The organism is Candidatus Zixiibacteriota bacterium (assembly GCA_040752595.1).
Lineage (GTDB): Bacteria > Zixibacteria > MSB-5A5 > WJJR01 > WJJR01 > JACQFV01.
On sequence record JBFMGX010000007.1, the window covers coordinates 13465 to 37328 of the forward strand.

Here is a 23864-nt window from a genome sequence, read left to right on the forward strand (position 1 = left end):
GATGCTGTGTCAAACCAAAGAAGAACATCAGAGCCGGGATCAGAATCAGACCGCCGCCAAGCCCCACCAAGCCGCTGAACGTCCCCGCCGCCAGTCCCAGAATCAGGCACAAGAGCACTTGGTTCATTGGCACTCCTCGGATTGACCAAGACCGTCTGATAGCATGCGTGAGCGAAAGAGCTCCCTCACCCGATCCGTCCTACGGACGGATCGACCTCTCCCCGCCAGAGGCGGACAAGCCGGAGGGAGAGGTTATCTCTCCCCCTCTCCCTCCGGGAGAGGGTCGGAGTGAGGGATTCTACAAGTGAGAGACCGCATCATCATTCCCTTCAGCCGTTCTAAGCGCGATCAGTGAGTGATTTCGCACCACGAGATGGGTGGTATGGATTGGAGATGGGCTACTTGGACGCGGGCCGCCACAGCACATAGCCGAGGCCGACGAACAGCGCCAGCGCCACCCAGCCGGAAAGAGCTCCGAGCCACGCATCGCCGATTCCCCCCGGCTTGCCAACCAGATAGACGTACCCCGCCAGCGAGACGCCGATGAGGCCCTCGCCGGCAATCAGACCCGATGAGGTCAGAATGCCGCGTTCGCGGTCGGGATTGCTCTCCGTACTCTGGTGCCGACGGTCGATCATCCATCGGATCAGTCCACCGGCGAAGATGGGAGTCATCGTCGTCAATGGCAGGTAGAGCCCCACGGCCAGGGGCAGCGAACGGATCCGCAGCAGTTCCGCGGCCACTGTGAATCCGACGCCGATCAGCACGAATGTCCACGGCAGTTGCGCGGCCAGGACACTCTCGATCACCGTCTTCATGAGAGTTGCCTGCGGCGCCGGCAGCGTCTCCGTGCCGAACCCATACGCGTGATGCAGCACCGAGACCGCATAGGCGACCACCCACGCCGAAGTCGCCACGCCGATAAGTTGTCCGATTTGCTGCTTATAGGGCGTGGCACCGATCAGATAGGCAGTCTTCAGATCCTGCGACATCTCTCCGGCCGAGGAAGCGGCCACGCAGATGACCGTGCCCACCGACAGCGCCGTGATCCGTCCCACTGTATCGGTCCAGCCGAGAAGGTAGAATACCAGCGAAGTCCCGAGCAGAGTGACAATCGTCATCCCCGAGGTCGGATTTGAAGACACGCCGATCAAGCCGACAATCCGCGACGACACCGTGACGAAGAAGAAGGCAAAGACCGTGATCGCCAGCGCGACCACGATGCGACCCGGCAGCGAATTGAGTCCCCCCACGAGGCCGGGGACGAACAGAACTGCGGCCACAACGGCCAACACGATCAGGCCGACGGTGCGGAAGGAGAGGTCCCGGTCCGTCCGTAGGAGCGCGGCCGTGGCATTCTGACCAGCCCGCGAGATGCCGCGAATGCCCAGCCGGAATGACTCGACCATGGTGGGGATCGACCGGATGATCGTGAATATCCCCGCCGCCGCCACCGCCCCGGCGCCAAGATATCGGATGTAGCGCGACCAGATCTCTACGGCGCTCATGTCGACAATCAGCTTGGTCGTCTCCGGGAAGAGCGGCGTCGTCCGCCCCATCCCGATCCAGTTGATGATCGGAATCAGGATCACCCAGGAGATGGCGCCGCCGGCGACCATCACCGCGGCGATCCGCGGACCGAGAATGAAACCGACACCGAGCAGCGCCGGCGTGGCCTCCAGCCCGATCTGGGCTTTGGGCAGACCGATGATTCCGGTACGCGGCGCCTCTTTCCACAGATGCAGGAAGCCGACGCAGAACTTGTAGACCGCTCCCAGAGCCATCCCAAGGAAGAGCGGCTTGGCCTGCGATCCTGTTCCCTCCGCCGTCACCAACACGCGCGCGCAGGCCGTTCCCTCTGGGTAAGGCAGACTCCCGTGCTCGCGCACGATCAGGAATCGCCGCAGCGGGATCATCATGACCGTCCCGAGTACGCCGCCGGTCAGCGCCAGGAGCGCAATCGACAGCAGCTTGGGATCGGCCCCCCAGAGGAAGAGCGCCGGGATGGTGAAGATCACGCCCGAGGCCACACACGACGAGGCCGAGCCGATCGACTGTGAGATGTTGTGCTCGAGGATGGTGGAACGCACGCCGAAGACCCGCAGCGCGCGGAAGGTGGCGATCGTCATGACCGAGATCGGAATCGACGTGGCCACGGTGAGTCCGGCCTTCAATCCGAGGTAGGTGTTGGCCACACCCAGGAGTAGACCGAAGATGACACCGGCGACCGCTGCCCGGAGCGTGAACTCCGGCATCGAAGTCTGCGCGGGGACAAATGGCCGAAAATCGGCCGGAGACGGGGACTGGGAAGGCTTAGGCATCGCTGTGATGGAATCCCGGTTCATGCCGGACGGCGATGGACCCACGCCGCCCAACCGCAGCCGGCGATCAAGATCGCCAGGCAGGCGAGTGATAACCAAACGGAATTGGCAAAGACAGAGGAATGGAAATCGAACTTGATCCTGTGTGTTCCGGCCGTCACCGGCACGGCGCGGAAGGTGTAGTCGGCGCGATAGATCGGCAATGATCGCCCCGTCTCATCGGTGGCGGTCCATGCCGGGTAGTAGTTCTCCGACAGCCAGAGAATGCCGTCGCGTTCCGCGCTGCACTCGACCTCGAAGTTGTCGGTGTCCCAGGCGACCATGCGTGCCGGCGTGAAGAGAACCGGGGGGGCCAATGTATCGGTGGGCGGCAAACCGGGCAGTGCCTGGTCGAGAATCAGTCGGCTCCGATACGGGAAGTCGTCGCTGCGGATACGCGCCAGCGTCGCATTGGAGTCTGTGTTCACTTCATACTGATAGAAGACGGCCGCGCGCGGCAGCGCATCCTGATTACGATGCAGATAGAGGCCCTGACTCTGCGCCACGAACGTGAACCCGCTCCGGCTCACCGGCTGGGGCGCCACAATGAAGACGGCGTTGAGCAGATTGAGCGTGGCCGCGTTCGTCACCAGCGCGGGCGTCGGGTCGTGACGGCCGACGAAGTTGTCATGCGTCAACAGGTGGTTCCCGTGCATCGCGCTCGGTGACAGTTCTTCAATACCATGCAGAGCCAGGTAGTTGTCATCCAGTGTCCGGGGCAGATTGAGCACGCGGTAGCGCTCGGGCGGTGCCGGGGCATTCTGTCGGATCAGGTTCAGGATCGGACGGTCGCCATAGGAACGCTTCGGATCGATCGTCGTCACGAAACGGGCATCAAACTGCCACAATGGGAGCACCGCCAGAGCCATCAGTCCACCCAGAGCACCCGTCTGTGAAAGACCACCCCGCTTGTGAAGACGAAACAGTCCGACCAGGGCCCAGAGCAGGATCGCACCGATGAGAAATCCGATCCGCATGCTGTTGGCATTGGCCGCCGCCGCCTGGGCCTTCTCGCCGGTGAGCGGTTCGCCGAATGCGGAAGCCCAACCGGTCAGCAGCGACGGCCCGGTGACCAAGCCGATTAGGGCAATGCCGGAGTAGACCATGGCAATGACCAAGAGAACGCGATGGGGGTCCCGGCTGCGACGGACCGATACACCGCCGCTTCGGCGTGGCTCCAGCAACAGATCGAGCGACCGCGAGGCCATGACCACCCACGAGAATGCGAACAGAAAGCTGCTCATCGATGGTGCCCGGAACTTCTTCACCATCGGCACGAACTCGAAGAACAGGCGAAAGACCGGCGTCGAATCGCCGAGGGCATGAAGCAGAGCCAGAAGCGACAGCCCGGCGAAGAACCAGATGGACGGTGCCCGAGCCGCGACAAACGCCACGACGGCCAAAGCCACGGCCATCACGCCGACTGCCTCGGAATTGAGCTTGAAGAAGTTCTGGCCCCAATAGGTCGACGGCCCCGATGAGAGGTTGGCTCCGGGGAATTCCGGGTTCACTTCGGAAAGCAGTTCCTCAGAATGCATGGCCCAGGAGCTCGACCATTCATACCCCCGTCCCTCGGTGTGCTGGATGCGTTGCGAGTATTTGGCGAGGTACTGATACGGCGCCATCCACTGCACCGCCGAGGCCCCGCCGGCGAGGAGAACCGCGAGGACGAAGAACACAATCGGCAGCGCGATCTTGCGCAGTTGGAAGCGGTATTGATCCCACAGCAGGAAGAGGAAATAGAGTCCCAGCCCCCAGGAAGCGTAATACGCCATCTGCACGTGCGCCGTCAGGATCATCAGGGCATACACCAGTCCGAAACCGAAGAACCACGGCAAGCGTCGGGTGACCACGGCCCGATGGACCATGAGAAACGCCAGCGGGAGAAGCGCGGTGACATACATCTTGCCGTCGTGCCCCGGGTAGACGAGCGAGACCAGGCACGGTGTCCACATGTAGAGCAGGCCGCCTACGAACGCGCCGACATCGCTGCGACCGAGCACGCGCAGGAACAGGAACATGAAGACGCCGGCCAGAAAGACGTGCAGAATCAGTTTCAGTCCCAACGCGTAGGTGACCGGCAGGATGATCTGCAGGATTGAGGCCGGATAGAAGATGTCGCCGTGCATGGCATCGACAAACGGCAGCCCGGCGTGGATATACGGATCCCACATCGGCAGACGGAAGTGGCTGCGCCAGAACTCCGCCGAGAGCGACCGGAAGAAGACCCCCGCCGACATCGTGTCAGAGCCAAAGACCATCTTCCCCGGCGAGAAGATCGGCCCGGCGAAGAAGATCACGGTCAGAAGCGCATAGGCAAGAATGGCCCAGCGCACCGGCCGGGCGGCGATCCGTTCACGGAACGAGGGGCCGACGGAACGCGGGCGTTCTGGTTTGTGGGTCTTCGGTTTGGGGGATTGCCCCTTCCTGGTCGGTGGATGGTCCTTGGGCATGGGGAGAAGTTAGGCAATTGGCGCCCACGGGAAAACGTGAATTCGTAGTGCGGGTCAGCCCTTGGGCTGACCGTGGACCCGAAGGGTCCGTAGGAGTGGGATTGTCGCGAGTCGGGTCGCGGCGGCGCCGCGAACGTCAGCCCAAGGGCTGACCGGCACCCATGCCAGAGTCTACGACTATGGTCGCATAAGACGCTTCGGGCCTGAGGGCATAGAACAAAGATCCCCGCACCCGTCCGCCTGCGGCGGACGACCTCTCCCTCGACTCCGCTCGGGGTAGACAAAAGGAGAAGTCATCTGCCGTGTCGTGCCGGTCAGCCCTTGGGCTGACGTTCGACCGCGGCAGCGGTCGATGTCACTCTGTGTTGTCGTGTTTGAACGGACCCTTCGGGTCCGAGGTCAGCCCGAGGGCTGACCCGCACAGACCATGACATTGGGAGGAATTGTGCTACCGTTTCCCGTTGCCGCTGCGGCCGTTCCCGTTGTGCCCATTGCGGCGCTTGGGGGGACGTAGGAGTGTGCCGCGACAGATGCGTGAACCGCAGAGGCAGGCGTAGCGCTTGCGCCAGGCACGCCCATAGGGGCCCTCGCAGTCGAGATGATAGTCGTATGTCAGCTCGACGCCGGGCTGAATATTCTTGATCGCCTCAATGACGATGTGGCCGTCGTCGTTCAGTGATTCGCAGTTCGGGTCGCAGGAGTGGTTGATGAAGCGCGCCGCATTCCCCCGCCGCGCCCCGTCGATCACGGTCTTCTCATCCACGGTAAAGAGGAATGTGTGCGCGAAATCGTGGGTGTATTCGTCGTACCGTTCCTCCGCCTCATCATGGGAAATCCGTTCCCCCAGATACTCGATGACCCGTTGCCCCTTGCGGATGCGCCGCAGGGCGAAGACGCCGCGTCCCTGGATGCGGGAGTTGCGAACGGACAAAAGCGGACGGTAACGTCTGGACATGGAAACAGACACAGATGATGCGTCGCGATTGATCCCGCCCCCCTGCCGATGCCCTTAATATAACAAAATCTGTCGGAAATGCAAGCGATTCCCCGGTTGCCAACGTGGCGCAAGCGGGATCATCAACTCTCCGCCATCGCAGCGATCACCGCATCGGCGAACTCCTCGGTCGTCGCCTTGCCGCCCAAGTCGGGGGTGCGGATGCGTCCCTGTTCGAGCACGGCATACGCCGCGGCCATGATGCGGTCGGCGATGTCATCGCGTTCGAGACGACGCAGCATGAGTACGCCGGAGAACAGCAGCGCCAGCGGATTGGCGATCCCCTTCCCGGCGATGTCCGGGGCCGAGCCATGAACGGCCTCGAAGACCGCGCAGTCGAAGCCGAAGTTGCCACCGGGTACGACGCCCAGTCCGCCCACCAGACCGGCGGCGAGGTCGGAAACGATGTCACCGTAGAGATTCGACAGCAGGAGAACATCGAACCGCGACGGATCCATCACCAGCTTCATGCAGAGCGCGTCGACGATCTGATCCTCGAAGGCGATCTCCGGGTACTCGCGCGCCACTTTGCGAGCGGAGTCGAGAAAGAGGCCGTCGGAGACCTTCATGATGTTGGCCTTGTGGACCACCGTGACCTTCTTGCGGCCGCGGTGTCGGGCATACTGAAAGGCGAAGTGGGCGATTCGCTCGGAGGCCACCTGGGTGATGACCTTGATCGATTGGGTGACGCCGGGGGTCACGACATGCTCGATCCCGGAATAGAGGTCCTCGGTATTCTCACGGACAATGATGAGGTCAACGCCTTCATAGCGTGAGGCAATCCCCCGAAGACTGCGGACGGGACGGAGGTTGGCATACAGGTCCAGTTCTTTGCGCAAGGTGATGTTCGCGGAGGCGAAGCCCTTGCCGACGAATGTCGTCAGAGGGCCCTTGAGCGCGATCTTGTTCTGGCGGATCGATTCCAAGAGGGTGTCGGGAACCGGCTTGCCATGATCGGGGAATGCCTTCAGTCCTGCTTCGTGGACCTCCCAGGTAATATCGGCCCCGGCGGCGTCAATGATCCGTGTCACGGCCTGCGTGATTTCGGGTCCGATGCCATCGCCGGGAATCAATGTGACCTTGGTGGGCATTCGTGCTCCTTCTGACTTTGACAAACCGTGGCGACCGGGCTACCTTCCCGCCTCCGCCACGACCGCGTGGCGGTCCGGCGGTCCGAACATATGGAATTTCTGTCCTCGATTCTCGACCTTTTTCTTCACCTCGACCGGCACCTGGACGAGATCATCCGCGCCTACGGAACCTGGAGCTACGCCATTCTGTTCCTGGTGATTTTCGCCGAGACGGGTCTGGTTGTCACGCCGTTCCTGCCCGGAGATTCATTGTTGTTCGCCGCCGGGACCCTGGCCGCCTTGGGATCGCTTGATCCGTTACGGCTGACCATCCTGCTGTGCGTCGCGGCCAATCTCGGCGACACGGTCAACTATTGGATCGGGCACTTCGTGGGACCAAAGGTATTCCACCGCGAGAACGTTCGGTTTCTGAAGAAGGAGTACCTCGAACGAACGCACCGGTTCTACGACCGGTACGGCGGCCGGACGATCATCATCGCCCGGTTTGTCCCGATCGTACGGACCTTTGCCCCGTTCGTCGCCGGGATCGGCCGCATGGGGTACGGCCGCTTCATCAGCTACAGTGTCTTCGCCGGGATCATCTGGGTGACCTTTTTCGTTTATGCGGGATATCTGTTTGGCAACATCCCTGCCGTGCGTCGACATTTCTCTCTGGCCGTCCTGGCGATCATCTTGATCTCGGTCATTCCGATGATGATCGAGTTCATTCGGCATCGACGGCAGGGACGTTGACAAGGGCGGGGAAATCCCGCCCCTTGCAACACGGATTTCTGCAGAGGTGAGGTCTCCTCGCCCTCTTCCTGGACACGACGCGTTACCTGAGTAAGGTATTACCGCACGTACAATCGTTCGAGAATATCCTTGATGTCGTTCATGCGGAACGGTTTCATGAGGAAACCGTCGGCGCGACCTGCCGTCTCGCGATCGTCAGATTCCCCCAATGAGTAGCCGCTGATCAGGACGACCGGGAGTCGCGGGTCCTTGTCCTTGATGGCTGCCAGCAACTCGGTCCCGGACATCTTGGGCATGCGCATGTCGCTGATGACCAGTCCGATGTTCTCGTCCGACAGCTTTCGCAGGGCATCCTCTCCGTCGGAGGCGCGGACGCTCTCGACGGCGAACACTTCGAGCATGTCGGCCAAGAGGCTCGACATATTGGGATTGTCTTCGACCACGAGGATCTTACGTTGTTCGATGGCCATACGTCTCCGGTTCCGCAGGGCCAAAGCGGCATCGTTGATGTCGCTGATCCCGGGCCGAATTGCCCGCGGCATGCCGCCCTACTAAGATTGTCGTCCGCCGCGTACGGAATCTGAATGGCGATCGCCGGCACGCTGTCTGGCCTGCCGGAGTGTGGGAGCGTGCCCATACTCCACGCTCACCTGTCGCCGCCCGCCTCCCAGCGGGTTCGGGATCGGGCGGTCCGGGCGCGACGGCGCGGGGCCGTGGTCGGGGCCACTGCGGCCATCCCAACGATGGCGGCGACAAGTCGATCGATTCCGGTCCCGGTCTGGGCTGAAACGGCAGCCACGTCTGGAGCCGGCTGCTGGGGAGCGAATGGCGTGGTCACAACGCCATTGAGCAAATCGATCTTATTGAGAGCATATAGTCGAGGGACTCGTTCAGCGTCGATTTCCACCAGGGAACGCTCCACTTCCTTGAGCGCCTCGACGTGGCCGGGATCGGCATAATCGATGACGACGACGATCAGATCGGCGGCGGAGACCTCGCTGAGCGTGGCACGGAAGGCCGCGAACAACGGCGCCGGCAGCTTGCGGATGAAGCCAATCGTATCGGTCAGCAGGATTCGACGCTCCCCGCCATGGGCCAGAATCCGCGTCGTGGCATCCAGCGTACAGAAGAGACGATCCGCGGCCCAGACCCGGGACCGGGTCAGTCGGTTGAAGAGCGTGGATTTGCCAGCGTTCGTGTAACCGACCAGAACGACCTTGAAGAGACCCCGCCGACCGCGCCGCTGCACGTGGCGTTCCGCATCAATGGCTGTCAACTCACGCTTCAACTTCTGAATGCGCCGGGCCACCAGCCGCCTGTCCGTCTCCAACTGAGTTTCGCCGGGTCCCCGTGTGCCAATCCCACCCCATTGCTTGGACAGGTGTGTCCATTGCCCGGTCAATCGTGGGTAGAGATACTGATACTGGGCCAGTTCGACCTGAGTCCGGGATTCCTTGGTCTGCGCGTGGCGCGCGAAGATGGCGAGAATCAGCATGGACCGGTCGATCACGCGGCATGCCAGACGTTGCTCCAGGTTGCGAATCTGCGCCGGTGACAGCTCATCATCGAAGACGACCAGATCGGCGCGGCTGGTCTCTTGCAGTGACTCGATCTCAGTGAGTTTCCCGCTGCCGACGAGGTACGCGGGATTGGCCCGGCCCTGTTGCGCGATGCGTGCTGCGACCACTCCTCCCGCCGATGAGACAAGCTGGGCGAGTTCATCCAATGACCTCTCCTGCGCTTCGCGGGACACGCGGCGCGGCGAAAAACCGACCAGGATGGCGCGCTCAACAATCACGGATGTCGCGGCACTGGGTCATGCGCGGAAGACGCGCGCAGATGTCGCGGCCGTTGTCTGGCGGCCGGGACTGGGCGCGTCGCCGGGCGCAAGGGCAAGCTCGGCGCCTCAGCGTGTCTCGGGACCCATGGAGACGGTGCCGGTGATCGGTCGGATGTCCACGTACGTCTGTTGCCTGATCTCGGCGATCCAATCGGAGACGACGCGGTTGGTCTTGTCCTGACGCGCCATCTGCTTGATCGCGTCCCAGTCCTGTGCCATGTCGAAACGGTGCTCGGCCCGGCGATCGAGGACGCGGAGAACGTGCCAACCGTACGGCGTGCTGACGGGACCGACAATGTCGCCGGATTTCGCGTCCCGCAGTGCGGCGCGAAACTCGGGAAACATCTCTCCGACCGGGTACCATCCCAACTCGCCGCAGTTCTTCCGCGATTCCTCATCGCGCGAGTACTCCTGCGCCAGCGCGCAGAAGTCCGCGCCCCCGCGCACCGCGTTGGCCACCGAATCGGCGCGGTCTTTGACGGCGGAGGAATCCGCCAGAGTGGGCACCAGCGAGAGAATGATGTGCCGCGCGTGCACGCGATTTCCATCGCGATCAAGGCACTGAATCAGATGCCACCCCATCGGGCTGCGGACGATCCCGGAGATCTGTCCGGGAGCCAGCGCGAAGGCGGCCTCCTCGAAAGCACCAACCATATCGCCACGCCCGAACCAACCGATGTCGCCGCCCGCGGACGCGGAAGGATCGGTCGAATAACGGCGCGCGGCCTCGGCGAAATCCAGTCCTTCACGAACCTGTTGGAGAATAACCGTCAACCGGGTCCGCGCGGAATCCACCGTCGACGAGCTCACCTCCACGGGCATGAGAATGTGAGCCAGCTTGATCGCCTCCGGCTGTACCGGCAGCGAGTCCTGATAGCGGTTGTAGAACTCGCGAACCTCGCCATTCGTGACGGCGACCTCCGCCAGCTTGCGCTGGATCAACTCCTGCTTCAGCAGTTGGTTCTGTACATCCTGGCGGTACCGCACGCGCAAGTCTCGCTCCGAAAGACCTTCTTTGACGAGCTGGGCGCGATATTCATCATCGGACCCGAACCGACGACGCAACTCCTGCAATCTGTCCTCCAGGGCCGCATCGATCTCCTGGTCTTTGAGCCGCAGCGTGGTATCGCGTTCCGCCTGAATCAGAATCAACTGGTCGTTGACCATCTGTTCCAAGAGGGCTCGTCCGACCGTATCTCGAACAGCGGGGCTGTCGGCGTCCAGCTTGTTCTGCATGGCATAGAGCGCCAGTTGTGTCTCCCACTCCGAGCGCAGAATGACCCGGTCGCCGACGACGGCGATCGGTTCCTCCAACACCTCGGCGGCGAGCGGCGGGGCGATCACGACCACCGCTGATACGAGAGCAACGCCCGCGAAGCGCCTGATGCCATAGCCCCTCATGACTTGAGCCTCCCGGGAATACAAATGAGCTTCAACGTTCCCTGCCGGACGTCGGCGACCCTTGGCGCGAACATGGGAATGTCATCGGGCGCCGACACTGTCGACCTGTCCGTGGATGTCGGCCAACCCTGTCAGCAGCGCATCTTCATATACGATCACCGGGTGGGCGGTGCGCATCGAGTCGATAAACGCAGCAAGAACGGAATCACGACGTGCCGACTGGAGACGCTCGAAGAGCTTGTTGCCGACTTCCTCGAAAGTCTGTTGGCTCGATGGGCGAGTCTCGATCAATTGGATGATCGAATACTGATCCACACCCGCCAAAGGTCCGGCGACTTGACCGGGCTGCAGTTTCGAGGCGGCTCCATAGAAGTCGGGGTAGGTGTCGGGCGTGACCCAGCCCAAATCGCCGCCCTTGCTCTTCATGCCAGAGCGCTGCGTGTACTGGCGCGCCAGCGTCTCGACCGAAGTCCCCGCCTCCGCTCGTTGGAGCAGCTGCAACGCCTGGTTCCGGTCGAACACCATGACTTCCCGTATGTGGTACGCCGTCGGCGCGATGAAGGAGTCCGGGTGGGCGTCGTAGAACGCCCGAACCTCGTCGTCCGATACGCTGATGCCGCGCGCCAGCCAGGTGTTGCGCATCCGATCGGCCATCATGTTCTCGAGGTAGGACTGCACGCGCTCTTTATAGATCGGCGATTCCTCCAGGTCCAGTCGCAACGCTTCCTCCCGGAGGATACCATAGAGCGACACCAGGAAAGCGAACTGTTGAAGCTGAACGGTGTCAGCGGGATCGGGGCGCTCATACGCCGATCGTGCCGCCAGCGCCTCACAGTATCTCCCCAGTGTGACGCTCTCGTCGTTTCCGAAACGGTACATTACGCGATCCTTCTCGGCGTCCGTGAGCTGTTCGGGCAGCACAGCGGGGAACTGGCCCTGTGGAAGCCCCGCCGTGTCGGCAATCGCCTGGAGCTTGACGCGCCAGAGCGCCAGCGTCTCCGTGTCATACCGCAGATTCGCCCGCTTCTGCATGTCTTCCAAGTGGGCCAAACGGCGTTCCTGTTGCTTCCTCCGGCTGAGTATCGATTCGATAGTCGGCCGAACCGTTTCATAGTCGCGCACATCCAGCTTGCGCTTGGAGTCCAATTGCAGAACATGCCAGCCGAGTTGCGTCTTGATCGGCCCGCCGAGTTCACCGGCGTTCAGGGAAAACACGGCCCCGCGGAGCGGCTCCGTCAATTCCGTCCAACTGACCTCACGTCCGAAGTCGCCATTGCGAAAGCGGGTGCCGGCATCCAGAGAGTGTTTCTCCGCCATATCGCCAAAATCCGCGCCCGCCTTGATGGCCGTCAGCAAAGAGTCCGCTTTGACGCTGTCGGCCACCAGGATGTGTCGAAAACGGGCCCGGTCAAACCAGTGCGCGTAGGAGTCCCTGATCTCCTCCTCCGAGACCGTCACCTTGTTGAGGACTTCTGCGCGGTACAGCTCGTCCATCAGGAATTTGTCCTTCTCGGCATCGACCGCCTCGACGATGCCGATGTCGGCATCGATCCCGCGGGCATACCCGGCGATGACCAGGAGTTCGTCTTCGATCAGGCGGTTCAAGTACTGGCGCCGGGCCTTCAACTCGGCGGCCGGCGTCGGGTAGTTGACATGCAGGGCGGTGAGATAGTCGGTGATCCGCCGCAACTTGATCGGTCGCCCGCCGACTTCGGCAGCGACCGCCTCCTCGGAATCCTGACTCTTGCCGCACCCTACGGCTCCCGTACCCAGGAGACCGGCAACCAGCAGCACGGCCGACCATTGTGTCACAGAAACGCCCGTATCCCATTTCTTCATGAGAACTCCTGTCAGTTTCCCCCGTTAGAAGTCGGCATACCCATCACAAACGTCAAATCTACTCATCATGAGCACAAAGTCAAAGTCCGAGCGCGACGCCGGGAGGATTGTCCGGAACCGGCCGCCCCGTCGCCAGCGCTTCCAGAATATGCAGAAGGCCAGTCAGGTCGGCCGATTGGCCGACGGCTGTGCGCACCGTGACCGCGACCGGCGGCCCCGAAGTGAAGGACACCCGCTCCCCCAGCAGACGGCGCCACGTCTCAATGCGACGGCGATCGATGGCTGCCTCCGGAGACATATAGACTGTCCAGATTCCCTTGCGGGCCAAGGCACGGGCGACCTGCGCCTGCCGGGCCCAGATGCGCGCTCGGGCCAGATCGAGGAGCCGTCGAACCTCCACCGGCGGAGAGCCGAAGCGATCGGTCAATTCCAACGCCAAATCGTCGACTCCGTCCACGCCCGCCAACTCGGCCAACCGCTTGTACATCTCAAAGCGCTGCTGGTTGTCCGTAATGTAGTCATCGGGGATGAATCGATCCCCGTCCACTTCGATCTGTACCGGCGCGACTGTTGTCGGCGGTACGCCGCGGGCCTCGGCCACGGCCTCATTCAACAGGCGGCAATAGAGATCGAAGCCGACCTCCTCGATGAAACCGTGCTGCTGCGGACCCAACAGGTTGCCGGCGCCGCGAATCTCCAGATCGCGCATGGCCAGGTGGAACCCCGAGCCCAGCGCGGTATGTTCCTCGATGGCACGGAGACGCGCCTTGGCCGTCGAGTTCAGGGCATTCAGCGGGGGCACCAGCAGATAGGCGTACGCCTGGCGTGCCGAGCGCCCGACGCGTCCGCGCAGTTGATACAACTGCGCCAGGCCGAACCGATCGGCGCGGTGGATGATGATCGTATTGACCGAGGGGAGATCGAGTCCCGACTCGATGATCGCCGTGCAGAGCAAAACGTGAAACTCGTTGTGGTAGAATCGCACCATCACCGCTTCCAAGTCGCGTTCGGGCATCTGACCGTGCGCCACGGCGATTTTGACCGTGGGCAAAAGACGTGAGAGCCACGCCGCCATGGAGTCGATCGTCTGCACGCGGTTGTGCACGAAGTAGACTTGGCCACCGCGGTCGAGCTCGCGCAGAATCGCCTCGGAGACGACCTCGGGGCCAAAGGCCCGGATCTCCGTCTGCACCGGGAGCCGGTCGCGCGGGGAGGTGTTGATCATCGAGAGGTCGCGCGCGCCCAGAAGCGACATCGACAGCGTGCGCGGAATCGGCGTCGCCGACAGCGCCAGCGTGTCGACCGATTGCCGGAGCTTCCGCAGTTTCTCCTTGTCCGCCACGCCGAAGCGCTGTTCCTCATCGACAATGAGAAGTCCCAGATCGGTGAAGGCGATGTCCTTCTGCAGGAGACGATGCGTCCCGATGACAATGTCGAGCTTCCCGGTCGTCAGCTCGCCGACAATGCGTTTCTGCTCTTTGACGGTCCGGAAGCGCGACAGCGTCTCGATCCGTACCGGGAACTCGGACAGCCGCTCGCGGAATGTCGCCAGGTGCTGCTGCGCCAGAATCGTCGTCGGCACCAGCACGGCGACCTGCCTGTGATCGCACACGGCCCGGAAGGCGGCGCGGATCGCCACTTCGGTCTTGCCATAGCCGACGTCGCCGCAAATCAACCGGTCCATCGGCGCCGCATCGCACATGTCCTTCTTCACCGCCGCGATCGCGTTGGTCTGGTCGGGAGTTTCCTCATAGATGAACGCGCCCTCCATTTGGACCATCCACTCGTTGTCCTCGGAGAAGGCGTGCCCCGGTTGCGACTTGCGGGCCGCGTACAAGGTGATCAATTCCCCGGCCATCGACAACAGCGCCTGCTTGGTGCGCGCCTTGGTCCGTTCCCAGGCGGTTCCGCCGAGCTTCGCCAGGGTCGGTCTTCCCTCCTGACCGGAGTACTTCTGGACGCGGTCGAATTCCTCGATGGGAACAAAGAGCTTGTCGTCGTCCTGATACAGCAGCATCAGGCAGTCGCGTCGCTGCCCCTCGACCGTGATCGACTCCAGGCCACGGAAACGGCCGATCCCATGATCGATATGGACGACAAAGTCGCCCCGCTTGAGCTGCGTGTAACTGGAGAGAGCCAGTCCCTCCTGGAACCGGCGGCGACGGAACCTGGCGCGATGACGGTGGAAGATCTCATGCTCGGTGAGAAGGGCGAATTGGGCATCGGGTAGGACAAAGCCGCTGTGCAGGGCGGGACAAACGAACTCGGCATTGGTGTGCAGCTCCGCCAGGAGATCGGCCAGACGCTGCCTTTGCCCCTCGTTGTCGCAGGCGATGACTACTTCAATGTCTCGCGCCGCGAATGCGGTCAACTCCTCGGTCAGTCGTTTGACACTCGCCGCCATCGGCGGCGGCGCGGTACTGTTGAAGGAGATGGGCGGCTCCGTGCCGACTCCGCCGACGTACAGATCGTGAACCTGGATCTGGGTGCGATATCGCGCTTTCGCTGTCTGCATTGTGTCAACACCATAGATGACCTCGGGCAACGGCGGATCGGCCAGATGGTGCGACAGTCGTTCATGGAAGCGCGCCGCTTCCTCTTGCAAGCGGTCATTGGCGGCCCGCAGACGTTCCGGATCATCCAGCCAAAGAACCGCGTCTGCGGGCAGGTAGTCGAAGACGCGGGCGCGCCCTTGACCGATGATCCCGGCCAGCCACTCCAGCCCGGGACGTTCGGGATCGGATTCCAGTCGTTCCCGCCAGGCATCTTCCAGACCGGACGATGACCAGCCCGACTCATAGACAGGTCCAGTTGCACGTGCCTCACGGCTCGGCAGGATCACGCACTGCTCGCGACGGGCGGTCGTGCGTTGGGTCGCAACAGAGAACGTGCGGATCGATTCGACGGCGTCGCCGAGAAATTCGACGCGGAGCGGTTCCGACTCGGTGAAAGTGAAAGAATCAACGATGCCACCACGGCAAGAAAAAGTCCCGACTTCCTCGACTAGTGGCGCGCGCCGGTAGCCGAGATCGACAAGCTGGGCCAAGAGATCTTCGAGGACATACTCCCGGTTCACCTCCAGTGTCACGAGACGCGACTTCAACTCATCGGGCGGGATGGTCGGCTCCAGCGCGGCACGCAGATGGGTGACGACGATTGGGGGGTCGGGTCCGAGACAACGCCAGAGAGTTTCCAGCCGACGTCCTGTCGCCTCCGGCCCAGGGGAACGGAATTCATAGGGGAGGATTTCCCAGGCATGAAAGCGGGTCACCGCCGATTCGCCGAGCAAGTGGATGAGATCATCGTGCCAGTGGGATGCGCCTTCCGGCTCGGCGGTGATGATCAGAGTCGGGCGAGGCGACTGCCGATTCAGCTTCGCCACCACACAGGCCGCCAGCGACCCGGCCATCCCGCCGAGATCGAGCGCGCCCGGCGTGGGCGATTCCCATTGCTCGCGCACACGCGCAAACGCCGGCAGACGCCCCACCGCCGCGAAGAGATCGTCAAAGGGGTTGCGCTTGCCGGATCGGCGCGGTGTGTCTCTGGTTTCGCGTTGCGCCATAATGTGTCATTCGAGGACAAGGGGCTTCAGCCCCTTGCACCAAACGCCGAAATCCCACGCCCCCGATTCGGGGGGTGGGTCGACGTTCCCATTATACAATCGGCGGGAAACGGGAACAACCCCCCACATCTTCCCCACACGGCGAGAATGTGATTGACCCAACCCGCGCATCCGCGTAATGAGCTGCCATGAAAACTGAAGATTCCGGCAAGAAGCTCGTCTGCCTGTTCGGTTCGGGAATCTCTCGAAAGGCGGGGATGCCAGGCACTCACGAGATGTCCCAAGAGCTTCTCTCTCTCAGAGAATTCCATCGGACCGGCGTCAGCGTCTATAGAGCCGGATTGCTGCCGAAACTCGGCTACTTCGAGTCCCCGAAGGAGAAGGCGAATCGATTAGCGATAACAGCGATCGTCGCGGCCGTGCTGGAGCTCGTCAGGAAGGAACTGAGCGAGCGATGGGCAACACCACCTGCGCCCACATATGAAGACGCCTACTTCCTTCTCGATCGTCTCGCCACGGCTGAGCTTGGAGGCCTCGACGACCCGCTGACGGTCCTGGGGCGACGGTGGCTTTCCAGGAAAGTCCGCACCGAAGTGCGAAGCGCGGGAGTCGATTTTTCGCAGCTGCTCCACGAGGCAACGAACTGTCTATCCGACCTTGCTTGGGAGATGCTCGACAAACCAGTCGGATGCACAGGATACCTGGAAGAGTTGGTGAGAGCCCTGTGCAATCAAGTCGACCGAACGGAGCTGTGCATAGTCACGACGAACCATGATCTTGTACTGGAACGAGTTTTCGAGTTGCTGCAGATTCCCTACTGCGACGGTTTCTGTCAACCCGATGGCAGCGATGTGCCGCTCTGGCGCTCGGGAGTCTTCGATACACAAGCTGATTCCGTGAAGCTACTGAAGATTCATGGGTCCGTGGACTGGTTCAGTTTGATGCCCGGGGAAGACTGGAACTTCAAGAGAGAGACCGCCCGATGCCTTTGCGGGGGGCTGCATCGCCTACCTGACGGGAAATACTGGCGCATGCGGGACTTCCGGCCGCTCATCCTGCTTGGCACCTACAACAAACCTGACAGGTACACGGCGGGCATGTTCGCGGAATTGTTCTGCCGGTGGAGGGCCGCGCTGATGAATTCAAGGAGGCTCCTGATATCCGGGTTTGGGTTCGGGGACCATGCGATAACTCGCTTGATCATGAACTGGGCATACACGGATCGGGACCGGCGGATGCTCGTAGTTTCCCCTTCGGAGCCAGTCGCTTTCCCGGACTCGTGGAATGGTGAACTGGTCGAGAATGGAATTCTGAGGATGGTTAAGGAGAAGATCGAGGACGTCGACTGGGTTGAGATAGCGTCCGAACTCGATTTGTGATCCGCATGCCGCCTGGGCCGCCCGCGACGAAATCCTTCGCGGACAGGGGGCTTTCAGCCCCCTGATGGTGGGCGGAGCCCACCCTACGAAAACGCAGCGGCCTTTCCCTCACCTGCTCGGGCCTGAAGGCCCGAGCGACCTCTCCCCCTCGACTTCCTTTGACTCCGCTCAGGACAAGTCGCTCGGGGCAGGCCGAAGGGAGAGGTCAGAAGAATCAGAAGCGGATCATCCGCAGCATCTCGGCGACGAGACGGGCGGCGAGGAAGTCGGGGGCGTGCAGACCGGGAATCGGTGAAAGCTCGACGACGTCGAAGCCGACGACCGTTTTCTGCGCGAAGACCAACCGCAGGAAATCGAGTGTTTCCTGCCAGAGGAGGCCGCCCGGTTCGGGGGTGCCGACGGCGGGCATGATCGAAGGATCGAGGCCATCAAGATCGATAGTGATATAGACGTGCTTGGAAAGAGGCTTGAGCGCGGCCTGATACCAGTCTGTCTTGCCGACACAATCTCTTGACCAGAAGATGGGCAGGTGATCGCGCTCGATGGTCGCATGGCAGTCGGCGGAAACATTGCGGATGCCGACCGAAACCGCCGGACAGAGTTCGCGCACACGGCGCATGGCGCAGGCATGCGACCACTTTGAACCCTGATAGGTGTCGCGCATGTCGGCATGGGCATCGATCTGCAGCACGGTCAAATCGGGGTACTTCGCTGTGTGTGCACGCACCGCCCCGGTGGTGATCGAGTGCTCACCGCCGAGCATCACGCAGTATTTCCCGACGGCGAGGTGTCCGGCGATCACGCGCTCGACGGTGTCGACCATCGCACCGGGGCCCTCGGCCTCGGCTTCGATTTCATCGACCGTGGCGATGCCGATCTCGGCGATGTCGCGCTTCGTCACCGGATCGTATGTCTCCACCTCACGGGAGGCGGCAATGATCGCGGCAGGGCCGTATTTCGTCCCCGCGCGGTACGAGGTTGTGCCATCGTAGGCGACCGGGATGACGACCACGCGCGCGGTGTCATACGCCGCATCTTCCGGGGGCAGACCGAGGAAGTTGTATCCGCGGGGCGACGCTTGATGATCAACGCTCATCATCGCTCTCATCCATGTTGTCATCCCGAATCCGCCGTGGCGGATGAGGGATCTGCTGTTGTTCCTGTGTAGACCGAGGAAAGCAGATTCCTCGCTGCGCTCGGAATGACATAGGTGAGCGTCTTGACACAGGGTGATCCTACGGTTCAGCGGCGACCGGCTTCGGCGCGGCGGCGCGGACATCCTCAAGTGTGAAGCCATCGACGCGTAACTCGCGTTCATTGACAAAGGCCGGCTTGCGACGGCGCGCGGCCAGATCGGCACACGATTGGGCCAGCGCGGTGGCGATCAGGGGCAGAGCAATCGTCGCATCAACATGCACCGAGGCCATCTTCGCCTTGGCGTGAATCTTGCCCCACGACTGCGCCTCCTGGAAGGTGCACCCGGAGAGGCCGCCCCAGTGCGGCGCATCGGCGGTGAACTGGATCGCGTATTTGTGCCCGCGCTCGAAATGCTCATAGATGATCGACGACTGCTGGATGAAGTTCTTCGGCGTGCCGCCGCCGACATAGACCACGCCGGTCTCGCGCGAGCGGTCAAAGATCAGCGCCGTCTCTTCAACGTCGCGCACCAGATCGAAGACAAAGAGGTTCTTGCCGGTCTCGCGCCCGGAGGCCAGCGCGATTCCAAACGATGAATCGGCGATGGCGGGACAGAAGATCGGGATGCCGGCGCGATAGGCGGCGCTGACAATTCCCTCGTCCTTCTCCTGCGCCGCTACGATCCCTCCGAGAGTGTGAAGAAACTCGCGTGTCGTGTACTTCTCGCGCGGATCGAAATGCTCCCTGGACCAATGCAGGACCGTCTGATCGAGCCAGCGGAACTCCATTTCATCGGCGTAGGTGTCATAGACCCGATCCATCCGTTCTTCGCGCAGCCTGACATCGTCCTCGGCCGGAGAACCGATGTAATGCACGCGCCCGAGCGATTCATAGATGTCATGGAACAGATTGGCGCCGGTGGAGACGAGGACATCGATGAAGCGGTTGCGGATCAGATAGGTGACGATGCGCCGCATGCCGCCCGCCGACATCGCTCCGGACAGACCGAGCCAGATCGTGCAGTCGTCCTCGAGCATCTGCCGCCAGACAGCCAGCGCCACGCCGAGACTGCGTCCCTGGAAGGAGATCAGCTCCATCTTCTCCAGCACGGCAGCGACATTGTCGCCGGGGTCCACGGCGAACGGTACGGTCGGTTGGTAGGGCATGTGGCGCATGATCTCACCGTCCTCCTGGCTGCTGCCTCTCTATACGGCAGAAAAACGCCCCGGATAGCCGGGGCGTCAAGTCCTCTTCCATGCGAATCGGCTACTCCGTGACCAGCACCGCGGCGGCGACGACCGTGGTCCACAGTCCCTTCTTGTCGCCGGTCGCCGACTGGGTGACGTTGCGCGTCTTGTAGATCTTGCCGGAGATCTTCCACTGCTCCTTGTTCTCATCCCAGCTCTTGTCGAGATCGAAATCGAATCCCAAGGATGTCGCCAGCATGGTCACGGCCAGGTCCTCGGAGTAGTCCCCGGCGCGCTTCTCGGTCATTCCGAAATCGTGGTGTTCGGTCAAGTATCCGATCTGGGAGCGGTCCTGCGGCACGGCCAGCCCGACGGTCGCCGAGATCAGCCGCGACGGCTCATTGCTGTCATTGCGGCTCATAACGACAAAGAGGATCTGTCCGGGCGAGAGCTTCTTCAGTCCCTGGGAGCGGGAAATCAGTTTGCAGTGCGGCGGGAAGATCGAGGAAACCTGGACCAGGTTGTAGTGGGCGATCCCGGCGTCGCGCAACGCCAGCTCGAAGCTCGACAACCGCTCCGAATGACGTCCGACACCGTTGGTGAGGAACATCTCCTTGGCAATGATCATCGCACCCGACTCCGCTGTGTGGACGTGTGGTGAGACATGGTCAAGAACCCCACCGATCCCGAGGTGGGCGGTCAATATACGGCGGCTTCACCGGAAATCAACATGTGCACGAAAAAAGTCCGCGGCCGTAATCAGGGGACGGTCGCGTCAATCCACCGGGGGCGAAGCAGATCCCGAATCTGACCGTCCTCCAGATCCAGTGCCGAACGGCCACCACCGGCGACGTGGATGCCCACCGGCGCGGCGTTCCCGTCGGGCAGCCTCTTCCGCCGCCAAGGCGACGGCATCGAGTTCTTCGATCTTCTGCAGGAGCCGCTCGACGTTCTCCCTCTTCTCCATCATCTCCCGGAAGGTGTCGTAGTCCTTGAAGTTGAACAGGGTCTGCACGAACGGCTCGAAGAAGACCATCGCCTGCGCGCCGATGTAGTTGAGCGGTTTGACCGATTCCAAGAACAGGATCGCCGGGACCGTCATCTTCCATTCGACGACTTTGGACGCCAGCCTGGCCAGAATCGCCGCTTCCTGCTCGGTGAGGGGCGTCATGGCGGCAACATCCGACGTCCGCAGAAGATGAGTGTCAAGCCACTGACGCAGACTCATGGAAGTACCACCGGCGATGTCGGGTCGCTTCGCTCGGGCGCCTTCTCGCCGCCGGGCACAGTGATGTGCGCGGCGACCAGCGCCATCACGTCCTCCCGTCGCCCATCGAAGCGCAGGTACAATCCGCGGAAGTTCTCCAGACGGGAGGGCCGGGGAAACGGCGACAGCAGGACACCATTGCGGTCTCGATAGAAGCTGCGGAATTGCGTCCAAGGAATACTCCGGCTCACACGCAGAAATCGTGACTGAATGCCCCGCTCGAAGATCACAAAGTCGGTCGGCAGGAAGTACGATCCGAGCGAGCCGCCCAGAATGACCAGACCGAGAAGCCCAAAGAACAGACCATAGAGCATGGCCAGAAGCGCTGGAATTCCGCACACGACCACAATCACCCAGACCAGGCGAATCCCACCGGATCGCACCGGGTGAGACCGCCAACGCAACAACTCCGCTCCCAAGTCGACGACATGACCCCGGTTTGCCTGGGAATCGCCGGCGGCCTGAACATCAGGTATCGGAGTGCCCTTGGCCATGTCACGCATCGGTGGTGAGAGGATCGACGCGATAGCGCTCCGATTTCACCTTGCCGATCTCGTCCATGAGCTCGTCGGGTTTGATGAGCTTCTTCTTGATCAGCAATCGCACGAGGGCCTCCTGCGCCAGGTTGTTCGACAGGGCCAGCTCTTCATAGGACACCAATCGCTCTTTGCCGTCTACGACCAATCTGAGGGCAAAGCGTTTGTCCTCTCTCTCTTCGGGCACGGGCTCCTCCGCAAGTGCAGGCCGGACGGCCGCTCAATCCAGTTTCGGAGTTGTCGAGTTAGTGGGAGCGACACGCTCGAGTCCTCCGGCCGTGTAGCGATAGACTTGGGCGCACGAGGCGATCCGATGGACATTGAAGGCGCAGACACCGGCGACCCCGTGCAACCCGTGGGCGATCAGCCGATCAATCAGTGCGTCGGCATCATCATCGCCGGCTGCTGCAATCCAAGCGACCGCATCGTAGACGCGGGCGGCGAACCAATCCGGGGAGTCCGGAGAGAACCGTCGGTATGTTCGGGCGAAATCCGCCCACTGGGAGCCGGAGGCATCGATGGCCTGGTCCGAGACAAATAGAACTGAATCGGGAGGCGCCCCGGCGGAGGCGAGCATCTCTCGGTCCTCCCAGTTTCGATCACCCAGCAGGAAGCAACGAAAACCTGCCGCCCGCACCAAAGGAACAAGTCGGCTGAGATCCTCCGGATCAGCGCCCCAGATGACCAGACCATCGACCGGTAGAGACTGATCTTTGCTCGCGGTTGAGGAGGACGGGAACTCCCCCCCCGCAGCCGCAGTCGTCGCGAGAACGGACCGCGCCAAGCGCGACACCGAAGAGTGGATATCGCCGGCGCCGATTGAGAAGTACTCGGTCGCGCAGATCGTCGCGCCGTGATCGCGGCCCGCCTCGACACAGGCCGCGACCGCCTCCCGTCCTTCCTTGGAGTCCGCGGCCAAGAGGGCCAAGCGGCGCAATCCCAGGCCGTCCACCGCCGCCCCGACAAGCCGTGTCGCCTTCTCGTCCACGGCGACAGAGAACTGAATGATCCATGGGGATAGCTCAGACAACTCGGCCTGTCCGGTGCGCACGACCGGCAGTATCTGCAGCATCGGGTGGGTACGGAGTACTCCGACGCTCGCGGCGATGTCCTCGGGAACCAGGGGCCCAATGACCGCCGTGCACCCCGCTCGGATCAACGAATCAGCGCCCCCGGCTGTGCAGAGAGGGTCATCGCCGGTGTCGATGATCACCAAGCGCGGCGGACTGGCCGCCATCTCGATGGCCGCCCAGGCGGCCGCGCGAGCGCGTTGCCCATAGTCGGCGTATCCGCCCGTCAGAGGCACCAGCAAGCCAATCAGCGTGGGACCCGACGTCGCCTCTGCAAGCGCACGGATTCGTGCCTCGGCAGTCTTCTTCAGGTCCGTGGAGGCGTCACCCAGCGTTACGCGTTTGTACTCTCGCAGCGCCTCGATCCGGCGGTGAGACTGCGCCCATCGTTCAGCGATTTCATATCGCGCCTGCGACGACCATCGGTCATCCCCCAACGCGTCGGCCAGCGCCGCGAGGGAAGAAAGCGGCAGTCCCTGCTGTATCAGCGGTACCAGATTATCCAGAGCGATGCGGCGGTGGGCTTCAGGCCCACCCGCCAGTGCGCGAGCATAGGCGCGGGCGGCGCGAAGAGGGTCGCCTGAGAGGAACCAGCAGTGGCCGATAAACACCTGTGCCGCCGAAGCATACTCAGAGGCCGGAAACGCCTCCATGTAAGCGATGAAGGATCTCGCACAGGCAGAGTAATCGCCGCGCACAAACAAGCAGCGTCCTTGCATGAATCGGAACACCTGATGGTCCGAAACCGGAGCATCGGGACGTCGGTCCATCTGTACGAAGAGCGACTCCGCAACCACGTAGTCGCTGTCCGCAAAGGCGGCCACCGCCCGGTCGAACTGCGCCCGCAGCCCGGCATCGCGTGATTGCAGGGCTCTCCCTGTCGGCCACTCGACGCACGTCCCCGTGGCAGTGAGGGCCAGAAGGAGGAACAGGGTCGTTGTCAGGTACCGCCGCACCGACCAACAGATGAGTGCCACTCGCATGCTGAACAGAATTGGGAGGGCGAAGCTCCTGTT

At 62.3% G+C, this 23864-nt stretch carries 18 protein-coding genes; 2 read left to right on the forward strand and 16 right to left on the reverse strand.

The annotated features are described in order from the left end of the window. Nucleotides 1-398: 398 nt before the first annotated feature. From AB1792_03705 to AB1792_03720, 4 genes are all read right to left on the reverse strand, one after another. Nucleotides 399-2255 carry an oligopeptide transporter, OPT family gene (locus AB1792_03705; protein ID MEW5701315.1) on the reverse strand — a complete coding sequence of 619 codons (1857 nt, stop codon included), beginning with the start codon at nt 2253-2255 and terminating at the stop codon, nt 399-401. A gap of 86 nt (nt 2256-2341) precedes the next feature. Then, on the reverse strand, nt 2342-4813 hold the full coding sequence (locus AB1792_03710; protein MEW5701316.1) for a hypothetical protein: 2472 nt from the start codon (nt 4811-4813) through the stop codon (nt 2342-2344). 448 nt (nt 4814-5261) lie between these two features. Then, nucleotides 5262-5768: an SET domain-containing protein-lysine N-methyltransferase gene (locus AB1792_03715; GenBank protein ID MEW5701317.1), complete on the reverse strand. Its 507-nt coding sequence runs from the start codon at nt 5766-5768 to the stop codon at nt 5262-5264. Between the two features lie 122 nt (nt 5769-5890). Beyond that, nucleotides 5891-6898, reverse strand: coding sequence for an isocitrate/isopropylmalate dehydrogenase family protein (locus AB1792_03720; GenBank protein ID MEW5701318.1), 1008 nt, complete (start codon nt 6896-6898; stop codon nt 5891-5893). Between the two features lie 90 nt (nt 6899-6988). Here AB1792_03720 and AB1792_03725 point away from each other — a divergent pair, with 90 nt between their 5' ends. Next, nucleotides 6989-7630 carry a DedA family protein gene (locus tag AB1792_03725; protein MEW5701319.1) on the forward strand — a complete coding sequence of 214 codons (642 nt, stop codon included), beginning with the start codon at nt 6989-6991 and terminating at the stop codon, nt 7628-7630. Between the two features lie 98 nt (nt 7631-7728). Here AB1792_03725 and AB1792_03730 read toward each other — a convergent pair whose 3' ends face one another. The 5 genes from AB1792_03730 to mfd form a co-directional block, all read right to left on the reverse strand. After that, entirely contained in the window at nt 7729-8100 is a 372-nt protein-coding gene (locus AB1792_03730; GenBank protein MEW5701320.1) for a response regulator, read from the reverse strand. A gap of 176 nt (nt 8101-8276) precedes the next feature. Then, on the reverse strand, nt 8277-9428 hold the full coding sequence (gene hflX, locus AB1792_03735; GenBank protein MEW5701321.1) for a GTPase HflX: 1152 nt from the start codon (nt 9426-9428) through the stop codon (nt 8277-8279). Between the two features lie 108 nt (nt 9429-9536). Beyond that, nucleotides 9537-10871: a peptidylprolyl isomerase gene (locus tag AB1792_03740; GenBank protein MEW5701322.1), complete on the reverse strand. Its 1335-nt coding sequence runs from the start codon at nt 10869-10871 to the stop codon at nt 9537-9539. Nucleotides 10872-10952: 81 nt separating this feature from the next. Then, entirely contained in the window at nt 10953-12710 is a 1758-nt protein-coding gene (locus AB1792_03745; GenBank protein MEW5701323.1) for a peptidyl-prolyl cis-trans isomerase, read from the reverse strand. 79 nt (nt 12711-12789) lie between these two features. Then, entirely contained in the window at nt 12790-16272 is a 3483-nt protein-coding gene (gene mfd / locus AB1792_03750; GenBank protein ID MEW5701324.1) for a transcription-repair coupling factor, read from the reverse strand. 188 nt (nt 16273-16460) lie between these two features. Here mfd and AB1792_03755 point away from each other — a divergent pair, with 188 nt between their 5' ends. Then, on the forward strand, nt 16461-17651 hold the full coding sequence (locus AB1792_03755) for an SIR2 family protein (GenBank protein ID MEW5701325.1): 1191 nt from the start codon (nt 16461-16463) through the stop codon (nt 17649-17651). Between the two features lie 214 nt (nt 17652-17865). Here AB1792_03755 and speB read toward each other — a convergent pair whose 3' ends face one another. From speB to AB1792_03790, 7 genes are all read right to left on the reverse strand, one after another. Continuing rightward, nucleotides 17866-18750 carry an agmatinase gene (gene speB / locus AB1792_03760; protein ID MEW5701326.1) on the reverse strand — a complete coding sequence of 295 codons (885 nt, stop codon included), beginning with the start codon at nt 18748-18750 and terminating at the stop codon, nt 17866-17868. A gap of 136 nt (nt 18751-18886) precedes the next feature. Then, a complete protein-coding gene (locus AB1792_03765; protein MEW5701327.1) occupies nt 18887-19963 on the reverse strand; it encodes a deoxyhypusine synthase family protein in 1077 nt (358 codons plus the stop codon). A 91-nt stretch (nt 19964-20054) separates the two neighbouring features. Next, entirely contained in the window at nt 20055-20603 is a 549-nt protein-coding gene (locus AB1792_03770; protein ID MEW5701328.1) for an arginine decarboxylase, pyruvoyl-dependent, read from the reverse strand. Nucleotides 20604-20750: 147 nt separating this feature from the next. After that, the gene (locus AB1792_03775; GenBank protein MEW5701329.1) at nt 20751-21146 is read right to left on the reverse strand and encodes a hypothetical protein; all 396 of its coding nucleotides are present in this window, start codon (nt 21144-21146) and stop codon (nt 20751-20753) included. Between the two features lie 53 nt (nt 21147-21199). Beyond that, complete coding sequence (locus tag AB1792_03780) at nt 21200-21736, reverse strand: hypothetical protein (GenBank protein ID MEW5701330.1); 537 nt, start codon at nt 21734-21736, stop codon at nt 21200-21202. Between the two features lies 1 nt (nt 21737). Continuing rightward, nucleotides 21738-21965 (reverse strand): hypothetical protein, encoded by a 228-nt coding sequence (locus AB1792_03785; protein MEW5701331.1) that lies wholly within the window; start codon nt 21963-21965, stop codon nt 21738-21740. A 33-nt stretch (nt 21966-21998) separates the two neighbouring features. Continuing rightward, on the reverse strand, nt 21999-23825 hold the full coding sequence (locus tag AB1792_03790) for an ABC transporter substrate-binding protein (GenBank protein MEW5701332.1): 1827 nt from the start codon (nt 23823-23825) through the stop codon (nt 21999-22001). Nucleotides 23826-23864 lie beyond the last annotated feature (39 nt).